Origin of the sequence: Kineococcus vitellinus, assembly GCF_009906315.1 — a bacterium.
In the GTDB taxonomy this organism is placed as follows: Bacteria; Actinomycetota; Actinomycetes; order Actinomycetales; family Kineococcaceae; genus Kineococcus; species Kineococcus vitellinus.
The window spans coordinates 19,678-27,747 of sequence record NZ_JAAALL010000020.1 but is presented as its reverse complement, the minus strand read 5'-3'; the positions used below and the strand labels follow the sequence as shown (position 1 = coordinate 27,747).

Annotated in this window: 13 protein-coding genes; 3 read left to right on the top strand and 10 right to left on the bottom strand. The window is 77.0% G+C overall.

Annotated elements, in window-relative coordinates; translation table 11 throughout:
* Positions 1–78 precede the first annotated feature (78 nt).
* The 4 genes from GTQ99_RS03620 to GTQ99_RS03605 form a co-directional block, all read right to left on the bottom strand.
* The gene (locus GTQ99_RS03620) at positions 79–1,098 is read right to left on the bottom strand and encodes a hypothetical protein (protein WP_166614375.1); all 1,020 of its coding nucleotides are present in this window, start codon (positions 1,096–1,098) and stop codon (positions 79–81) included.
* Between the two features lie 104 nt (positions 1,099–1,202).
* On the bottom strand, positions 1,203–1,772 hold the full coding sequence (locus GTQ99_RS03615) for a hypothetical protein (protein WP_166614374.1): 570 nt from the start codon (positions 1,770–1,772) through the stop codon (positions 1,203–1,205).
* 209 nt (positions 1,773–1,981) lie between these two features.
* Positions 1,982–2,464 carry a heme-degrading domain-containing protein gene (locus tag GTQ99_RS03610; RefSeq protein WP_166614373.1) on the bottom strand — a complete coding sequence of 161 codons (483 nt, stop codon included), beginning with the start codon at positions 2,462–2,464 and terminating at the stop codon, positions 1,982–1,984.
* A gap of 30 nt (positions 2,465–2,494) precedes the next feature.
* Entirely contained in the window at positions 2,495–3,592 is a 1,098-nt protein-coding gene (locus GTQ99_RS03605; protein ID WP_166614372.1) for a BadF/BadG/BcrA/BcrD ATPase family protein, read from the bottom strand.
* Between the two features lie 113 nt (positions 3,593–3,705).
* Here GTQ99_RS03605 and GTQ99_RS03600 point away from each other — a divergent pair, with 113 nt between their 5' ends.
* A complete protein-coding gene (locus GTQ99_RS03600) occupies positions 3,706–4,026 on the top strand; it encodes a DUF7489 domain-containing protein (RefSeq protein ID WP_166614371.1) in 321 nt (106 codons plus the stop codon).
* A 32-nt stretch (positions 4,027–4,058) separates the two neighbouring features.
* Here GTQ99_RS03600 and GTQ99_RS03595 read toward each other — a convergent pair whose 3' ends face one another.
* The 6 genes from GTQ99_RS03595 to GTQ99_RS03570 all read right to left on the bottom strand — a co-directional run bounded on the left by GTQ99_RS03595 (position 4,059) and on the right by GTQ99_RS03570 (position 6,511).
* On the bottom strand, positions 4,059–5,126 hold the full coding sequence (locus GTQ99_RS03595) for an NAD(+)/NADH kinase (protein ID WP_166614370.1): 1,068 nt from the start codon (positions 5,124–5,126) through the stop codon (positions 4,059–4,061).
* Between the two features lie 106 nt (positions 5,127–5,232).
* On the bottom strand, positions 5,233–5,355 hold the full coding sequence (gene ykgO, locus GTQ99_RS03590) for a type B 50S ribosomal protein L36 (protein ID WP_166614369.1): 123 nt from the start codon (positions 5,353–5,355) through the stop codon (positions 5,233–5,235).
* A 10-nt stretch (positions 5,356–5,365) separates the two neighbouring features.
* Positions 5,366–5,671: a 30S ribosomal protein S14 gene (rpsN, locus tag GTQ99_RS03585; RefSeq protein WP_166614368.1), complete on the bottom strand. Its 306-nt coding sequence runs from the start codon at positions 5,669–5,671 to the stop codon at positions 5,366–5,368.
* A gap of 2 nt (positions 5,672–5,673) precedes the next feature.
* Positions 5,674–5,841, bottom strand: a complete 168-nt coding sequence (gene rpmG / locus GTQ99_RS03580) for a 50S ribosomal protein L33 (RefSeq protein WP_166614367.1) — start codon at positions 5,839–5,841, stop codon at positions 5,674–5,676.
* Complete coding sequence (rpmB, locus tag GTQ99_RS03575) at positions 5,841–6,077, bottom strand: 50S ribosomal protein L28 (protein WP_166614366.1); 237 nt, start codon at positions 6,075–6,077, stop codon at positions 5,841–5,843. The genes rpmG and rpmB overlap by 1 nt, the downstream gene beginning before the upstream one ends.
* Positions 6,078–6,130: 53 nt before the next feature.
* On the bottom strand, positions 6,131–6,511 hold the full coding sequence (locus GTQ99_RS03570; protein ID WP_166614365.1) for a hypothetical protein: 381 nt from the start codon (positions 6,509–6,511) through the stop codon (positions 6,131–6,133).
* A gap of 71 nt (positions 6,512–6,582) precedes the next feature.
* Between GTQ99_RS03570 and GTQ99_RS26590 the strand changes: the two genes are divergently transcribed.
* The gene (locus GTQ99_RS26590; protein WP_166614364.1) at positions 6,583–7,716 is read left to right on the top strand and encodes a GTP-binding protein; all 1,134 of its coding nucleotides are present in this window, start codon (positions 6,583–6,585) and stop codon (positions 7,714–7,716) included.
* A 26-nt stretch (positions 7,717–7,742) separates the two neighbouring features.
* Positions 7,743–8,021, top strand: coding sequence for a DUF1490 family protein (locus GTQ99_RS03560; protein WP_166614363.1), 279 nt, complete (start codon positions 7,743–7,745; stop codon positions 8,019–8,021).
* Positions 8,022–8,070 lie beyond the last annotated feature (49 nt).

The window sequence follows — 8,070 nt, the reverse complement described above, 5'->3', positions numbered from 1 at the left end:
CCTCGTCCCGCCCACCACCTCGTTCCCGGCGGCCCTGCCACCGCGCGCGGAGTTCCACCCCGCCTGACCCGCCCGGCGTCAGCGCTGCCGCACGAGGGCGGCGCCGACCCGCTCCACCCGCTCCGCGGTGCGCAGCGCCCGCCGCGCGCGCGCGACCACGTCCGCGGGAGCGCCGATCCCGGTGAGCTCGGCGAGCAGGTCCCGGAACCAGCGCTCCGGCCCGCCCGACACCTGCTGGAGGCGGGCGGCCGTGACGACGAGCCAGAACACCGCCTCCCTGTGCAGCCCGGCCGCCAGCAGCCCGGCCGTCCCCTCCAGCACGACGGGGTGGGCGTCGGGTTCCAGGTCCGCGGCGAACGCGAACTCCCGCGGCACCGGTGTCCGCACCCGCTGCAGGGCCCCGCGCACCACCGCCAGGGCCTCGCGCACGCTGCCCGCCCCGACGTCCGCGCACCCCAGGTCGTCCAGGAGCCGCTCGGCGAGGTCGGCGTGCCCGCGGCGGCGCAGCACCGCGCCGGCGGCGGCGTAGCGGCGCCGCACCGTCGGCGGTTCCAGCGCGGCGACCAGCGGCACCTGCGTCAGCAGGCTCGCGGGGAACACCCACGACAGGACCTGCTCGGCCGTGGACGCACCCCCCGCAGTGCCGGCGCCGATCACGGCGTCCAGCCGGGACCTGCTGCGCCGCAGGACGTCCTCGCACCGCGCGAGCACGTCGGGCGGGTCCGCGAACGTCGGGGCGACCGCCGCCCGCACCCGGGCCAGCGCCCCCGCCGGGTCCAGCAGGGGTTCCGGGCCCGCGAACGAGGGGGCGAGCCAGTGCGTGCGGCGGACGGCGGCGACGTCGGCCAGGTCGGCGGCCCGCAGGCACGACACGTCGAGCAGGACCCCGTCGACGCGGGACTTCCCGGGTCCGCGGGGCGCTCGCGCCGCGTCGACGACGAGGACCACGTCGACGTCGGAGCCGGGTCCCAGGACGTCGCCGTCGGCGGCGGCGAGGACGGAACCCGTGAGGAAGGCCCCGGTGACCCGGGGGTCGGCCGCCGCCGCGCCTGCCGCGTGCCGCGCCGCCGTCCGCCGCGCGCTCCCGGCCGTCGTCACGACGAGACGATCGCACGACGGGCCGCCGCGCGGCGGGTCGGTGGTGGACCGGGCGCACGACGACGGCCGGGCACCCGCGGGTGCCCGGCCGTCGTCGGAGGGGGTCAGCGCTGGTGCAGCGCACCCGCGTCGTGGCGCTCGTCGTCGCCCTCGACCTCCTTGGCCAGCAGGCCCGAACCGATCGCCCAGACGGCCGCACCGATGATCGCGACGTACACGCCGATCTGCGGGACGAGGCCGTCACCGCGCTCCAGGCCGCCCATGGGGTGCAGGGCGAAGGCGATGGCGTGCAGCGTGGCGGCCAGGCCGACCGCCATCGAGACCAGGCTCAGCCCGCGGTGCTGGCCGCGGCGGGCGCGCTTGGCGGCGTAGGCCATCGCGACCAGCAGGCCCAGGCCGAGGTAGGCGGTGAAGGGGACCAGCGAGTCGGTCTCGTAGCCGACGCGGCCCTCCTGCGTGCCGTCGAAGCGCACCCAGTCCAGGAACGGGGAGACGTTGAAGAGCACGACACCGGCGGCGGCGACGCCGAGGCCGGTCGTGCGCGCGCGGCGGGTGTCGTGGTGGACGTGCAGGTCCTGCGAGTTGGCCGTGGCCATGGTGGAGCCCTTCGTCGAGGTGGTGGAGCGCGAGGTTCCCGGCCGGTCATCGGCCTGGGGAGCCGCAGGGGTGGCCACCAGGGGCGCGGTGCGTCCGCGGGTGGGCCTGTCGCCCCGCTGCTCGAGGCCGGCGCCGGGGTGGGCGCTCGTCGCAGGCGCTGCCGGCTGAGTGCTGCGCCGACGCGTCCTGCAGACCCAGAGGATCACGGCCACCGCCTCGGCGCCACCGGAGACCGGTTCCCGCGGGGAACCGGTCAGCGGTGGCGCCGCCCTCCTTCGAACCGGGCTCAGCCGTGCAGCGTCGCCAGGAACGCCTCGATGCCCGCCACGACGACGCGGTGGTCCTCGGCCTCGGGCAACCCGGAGACGGCGACCGAGCCCACGCACCCGACCCCGCGGACCAGCACCGGGAAGGCGCCGCCGTGGGCGGCGAAGCGCTGGGTGTCCAGGCGCGAGTCGGTGTCGAAGTGGCCGCCGGCCACCCGGAACCGCGTGCCGACGAGGTAGGAGGAGGCGCCGTAGAGGTCGACGACCGCCATCTTCCGCTCCAGCCAGACGTCGTTGTCGGCCGAGGAGCCCGGCAGCCCCACGTGGAACAGGCGCTGTCCGTTGCGGCGCACCGCGACGGCGACCGGCAGGCCGTCGGCCAGCGCCCGCTCGGCGATCGCGGTGCCCAGCCGCCAGGCGGTGAGGTTGTCGAAGCGGGGGAAGACGAGGTCCGCCTCCTGCTGCTGCAGGGACGCGAGCAGGGCGGCGTGGTCGTCGGTCATTGGTGCTCCTTCGCTGGTGGGAGCGCGAGACTAGCGATCCCCGCCGGTGGTCGGGGTTCCCGCCGCCGCCGGCGGGGTGCTCGCGGTGTCCCGCAGGCGCTGCGCGGCGGCCGCGACGGCCTCGTCCCGCAGCCCCAGCGCCCGCACCGCCAGCACGGCCGCGCCCAGCAGGCCGTCGTCGGCCGAGCGCAGCTGCACCCCCTCCAGCGCCTGCGCCAGCGGCTGCGACAGCGGCAGCGGCGAGCCGAGGACGCCGTGGCGCCAGAGGCCGCCGCCGGCCACCAGCGGGCCCGGGCCGGCGACGGCGTCGACGAGCCGGGCCAGCGCATCGTGCACCGAGCGCACGAGGTCGGCGGCGAGGGGGTCGCGGGGAGCCAGGCGGAAGGCCAGCGGCGCCAACCGCGCCAGCCGCAGCGGGTCGCCGCCGTGCAGGGCCTCCAGCACGCGCACGAGCACCTGCGGGCGCAGCCCCGCGCGGGGCGGTTCGTCGCTCGGGTCGCCGTTCGCGTCGCCGTTCGGGTCGCCGCTCGGGTCGCCGTCGAGGCCCAGCTCGGCGACGAGGGCGCCGGCCAGCGCCGTCGGCGGGCCGCTCCCGTCCAGCGCCGCGACCGCGGCGCGGGCCACCCGCCGGCCGGTCCAGAACCCCGACCCCGCGTCGCCGAGGAGCCAGCCGCTGCCGCCGACCAGGCGCACCGGCCGCCGCCCCTCGACGCGGGCCGCCACCGAGCCGGTGCCGGCGACGAGGGCCGCGCCGGCGGGTTCGAGCGCGCCGGAGCAGAACATCGCCAGCAGGTCCGAGACGCGGTGGACCCGCTCGCCGGCCACGCCGAGGGCGCGGGCGAGGTCGGCGGTGCGGACCCCGTCCTCCGAGCCGGCCATCGCGACGACCGCCACCCGCACCCGCCGCGCGGGCACCCCGGCCGCCGCCAGCGCCTCCCGCGAGGCGGTGGACAGCGAGCGCAGGGCGCGCTCCGCCCCTGCGGCGCGGGGGTTCCCGGCGCCCGCGACGGCGGTGCCCAGGCACCGCCCGTCCACCGTGGCGACGAGGGCGCGGGTGCTCGTCCCGCCCGCGTCGACCGCCAGCAGCACCGCGGGCCCGTCAGCGGGGGGTCGGGGAGGGGTCGCCACCCCCCGATGCTCCAGCACGCGCAGGCGGCAGGAAAACCCCGGACGGCCCGGCGGTGGAGCGGCTACCGTCCTGCGGTCCCGACCACCCGACCACCCGACCCGGGAGCCCTGCAGTGATCCACCACCGCGCGAGTGCCGCCGCGCTGCTCGCCGCCGCCGCCCTCGCCCTCAGCGCCTGCGGAGAACCCGTCGTGGGCACCGTCACCGCCAAGGAGCACGAGGCCGCCGAGACCGAGCGCACCACGACGAGGAAGTGCACCGGTTCCGGCGCCGAGGAGAAGTGCAGGAGCGTGCCGACCACCCGCCACGACCCGGAGGAGTGGGAGCTCACCGTCGAGACCGACGACGGTTCCACCGTGGAGTTCACCGTCGCCGAGGACGTCTACGACAGCGTGCGGGTCGGCGACCGCTACGACGAGACGCAGCGGGGCTGAGCCGCCGGCCGGCGGCGTCCCGTCCGGCGCGCTCAGTCGCCCTCGGGGTCCACGACCGGCAGGTGCAGGTGCGCCATGCTCGCCGGCCGCGGTGTGCTCGGCAGGTACAGCGGGGGCAGCCGCCCGTCCGCCACGGCGGCCGCGGCGTCGGTGAGGCCCAGGCGCTGGCGGACCCGGCCGTAGAAGTCGGGGTTCTTCAGCCGCACCAGCTGCACCCGCCACGGGCGGGCGTGCACCGCCACCCAGTCCCCGGGGTCCAGGACGCCGCGGATCTGCCCGTCCACCGACATCGACACGCGCCCGCTGCGCTCCAGCACCCGCACCGAGATCACCTCGTCCGCGGCGACCACGAAGCTGCGGTCGAACACCATGTGCGGGGCCACCGGGGTGAACACCAGCGCCTGCGCTCGCGGGGAGAGGACCGGCCCGCCCGCGGCGAAGGAGTACGCCGTCGACCCCGTGGGGGTGGAGACGACCACGGCGTCGGCGGAGTAGGACATGAACAGCCGGTGGCCGACGTAGACGCCCAGGCTGGCCTGCCGGTCGCGGCTGAGCTTCTCGAACACCACGTCGTTGAGCGCGGTGAGGTCCACCTCGACGCCCCAGCCGACGTCCTCGGCGTCGCCGTGGTGCACCGCCGGCGGCGGCAGCATCGGGCCCCGGCCGTAGCGCAGCAGGGTCTCCAGCTCGGCGGGCACCTGCAGCGGGCGGCTGGCGCGCGCCGTCACCGTCAGCCGTTCCTCCAGGACCGCCTCGCCGGCCTCGAAGACGGCCAGCGCCTCCAGCAGCTGCTCGGGCAGCACCTCCGTGAGGAAGCCCACCCGCCCGACGTCGACGCCCAGGACCGGGACGTCCGCCACCTGGGCCACCTGCACGCCGCGCAGGAACGTCCCGTCGCCGCCGACGGTGACCACCAGGTCCATCGGCTCGGCGGCCTCCACCTGGGCACGCACGGACTCGCGCCCGCCCTCGGCGGCCCACACGTCGAACTCGGCCACCTGCACGCCGCGCTCGCCCGCCCACCGCCGCAGGCTCGCCGCGCTGTCGCGGGCGACCTCCTTGCCGCCGTGGACGACCAGGCCGATGCTGCGCAGCGCCACGAGGTTCCTCGTCTCGTCCGGGGGAGGGCCGTCCCCGGCATCCTGGGCGCTGCGGAGGCGCGGCGCCAGGTGGAGCCGTCCCCGGTGCCGGCGCGCGGGCGGCCCCTCAGCCCTGGCGGGCCTTCCAGCGCGGGTTGCGCTTGTTGACGACGAACACCTTGCCGTGGCGGCGCACGACGATGGAGCCCTCCTTCTGCTTCAGGCTCTTCAGCGACTTCCTGACCTTCACGTGCGGCTCCTCACCAGCTCGACTTCGTGACACCGGGCAGTTCCCCGGCGTGGGCCATCTCGCGCAGGCGGATGCGGGAGATCCCGAAGGTGCGCAGGGTGCCGCGGGGCCTGCCGTCGACCGCGTCGCGGTTGCGCACGCGGGTGGGGCTGGCGTCGCGCGGCAGCCGCTGCAGCGCCAGCCGGGCGGCGGCGCGCGAGTCCTCGTCGGCGCTGACGTCGACGGCGGCCCGCTTGAGCTCGGCGCGCCGCTCGGCGTGGCGGGCGACGACGAGCTTGCGCTGCTCGTTCTTGGCGATCTTGCTCTTCTTGGCCACGGTCAGCGCTCCTCGCGGAAGTCGACGTGCCGGCGGACCACCGGGTCGTACTTGCGCACGACCATCCGGTCGGGGTCGTTGCGGCGGTTCTTGCGCGTGACGTAGGTGTAGCCGGTGCCCGCGGTGGAGCGGAGCTCGACGACCGGGCGCACGTCCTGGGTCCTGGCCATCAGAACCTCTCCCCCCGCCGGCGCAGCTCCGCGACGACGGACTCGATGCCGCGCCTGTCCACGGTCTTGATGCCCCGCGCGGAGACGGTCAGCGTCACCGTGCGCCCCGGCGAGGGCACGAACCACTTCTTGCGCTGGACGTTGGGGTCGAAGCGGCGGTTGGTGCGCCGGTGCGAGTGCGAGACGGACTTGCCGAAACCGGGGACGGCCCCGGTGACCTGGCAGCGCGCTGACATGCGTGGTCCTTCCGTGTGGTTGACGAGCACCGTACTATCGACAACCGTTCTCATCAAGCGATCTGCGGCCGCGCCTGGACCGGCGCCCGCTGCGCCGCCGCGATGCGGTGGTGCAGCGCGGCGGGCGGGTCGACGAGCGCGTGCGCGGGCCCCGCGAGCCACTGCTGCACCAGGCCGACCTCGGCCGCCGTGAGGTCGCGGAACCACACCAGCTGACCCAGGCGCGGTGTGCTCCAGGCGAACTCCAGCCCGATCCCCAGGCAGGCGCGGGCCGGCACGGCCGCCCCCGGTGCCAGTTGCACGAGGACGAGGCCCTCGGAGTTCCGCACGACGAGGCGCATGCGGTGCAGCAGGCCGGGTTCGCCGGCCGGGACGAGCACCCAGCCGCGCGGTGCGGGCGGGTGCGCGGCGGGGTTCTCGGGGTGTGCGGGCACGGTGTCTCCCTGGTGTCGGCGGCACTGCTAGCCTCACCGTAGTCGAGAACCTTTCTCATGTGGAGGTGTGCGTGTCCCCCGTCCTGCCCGTCACCGTCGTGACGTCCGTCGACCCGCTCCCGCGCGACCTGGCGACGGCCGCCGTGCTCGTCGACGTCCCCGGCGCGGTCGTGCTGCGCTACGACCTCGGGTCCGGCGACGGGCTGCGGCGCGTGGTGAGCGACCTCGGCGGTGTCCTGGAGGACGTCGTCGTCCCGCTCGAGCACGCCTGCCCGGGCTGCGCCCAGCGCGAGGACGTCCTGCCGACCGTCGCGGCGATCGCGGCCGGCGGGCGCTGGTCCTCGCTCGTGCTGGCCCTGCCCGTCGGCGCGGACCCGACCCCGCTCGTCGCGGCGCTGTGCGTCGACGAGCAGCTGGCCGGTGCCGTCGTCGTGCGCGGCGTCGTCACCGCCGCCTGCGCCGCCGACCTCGCCGAGGACCTGCTCGGCGACGCGCTGCTGTCCGAGCGCGGCCTCGCCCTCGACGGCGCCGACGACCGCGCCGTCGGCGAGGCGCTGGCCCAGCAGCTCGAGGAGGCCGACCTCGTCGTGCTCGACGGCGACCCCGACGAGCGCACCCGCACCCTGCTGGCCCACCTGCGCGGGCCGTCGGTGCCGGTGCTGGCCCTGCAGCGGGTGGGCGGGGCGCAGCTGGCGGCCCCGCTGGGCGGCGCCGGCCGCACCGCCGCCCGCGCGGACCCGCGTACCGCGCGCCGCGCGCCGGTCCCCGACACCCCGGACGTCTGGACGCTGGAGCTGACCTCCGAGCGCACCCTGCACCCCGGCCGCCTGCTGGAGCGCGTCGAGGACCTCGGCGCCGGGCGCCTGCGCGCCCGCGGCACCTTCCGCCTCACCAGCCGCCCCTCGACGCTCTGCGCCTGGGACGGCGCCGGCGGTCAGCTGAGCATCGGCGAGATCGGGGCGTGGTACCCGGGCGAGCGCGGCACCCACCTCGTGCTCACCGGCACCGAGCCGGAGGAGCGGGAGCGGGTGCGCGGCGCCTTCCGCGACGTCCTCGCCACCCGCGAGGAGGAGGCCGCAGCGCACGAGGAGGTGCTGGAGGCCCTGCTCGCCGGTGCGGGCGCCCCCGGCGGCGAGGACGGTTTCGAGCCCTGGCTCGGCCCCCGCGACCACCACGTCCCGCACGAGCGGCTCGTGGTGGAATGAACAGCCGTCTCACCAGGAGGTCCTCCGTGCTGCCCATCGCCGCCCCGCTCGGCCGTCTCGTGCTCACCGCCGCCGCCTCGGCCGGCATCGTCAAGGCGGTCGGCGACGGCCGCGGCGCCGCGGCGCTGCGCCGGATCGCGGTGAGCGGCGCCAAGGCCGGCATCCGCACCTCGCGCGCCGCCGAGACGAGCGTGGAGCGCTGGCGCCTCGGGGCCGGTGACATCGTCGCCCAGGCCTACGACGAGCTGGGGGAGCAGGCACCCGTGCCGCGCACCCCCGAGGCCGGCCACGACCACGGGCACTGAGCACTGAGCACCGACCGCAGCACCGACCGCAGCACCGAGGAGCCGGGAA

Excerpts from the sequence above, each read along its gene's own strand:
- GTQ99_RS03610 (WP_166614373.1), bottom strand. The coding sequence starts at position 2,464 with ATGACCGACGACCACGCCGCCCTGCTCGCGTCCCTGCAGCAGCAGGAG.
- rpmB (WP_166614366.1), bottom strand. The coding sequence starts at position 6,077 with ATGTCAGCGCGCTGCCAGGTCACCGGGGCCGTCCCCGGTTTCGGCAAG.
- rpmG (WP_166614367.1), bottom strand. The coding sequence starts at position 5,841 with ATGGCCAGGACCCAGGACGTGCGCCCGGTCGTCGAGCTCCGCTCCACC.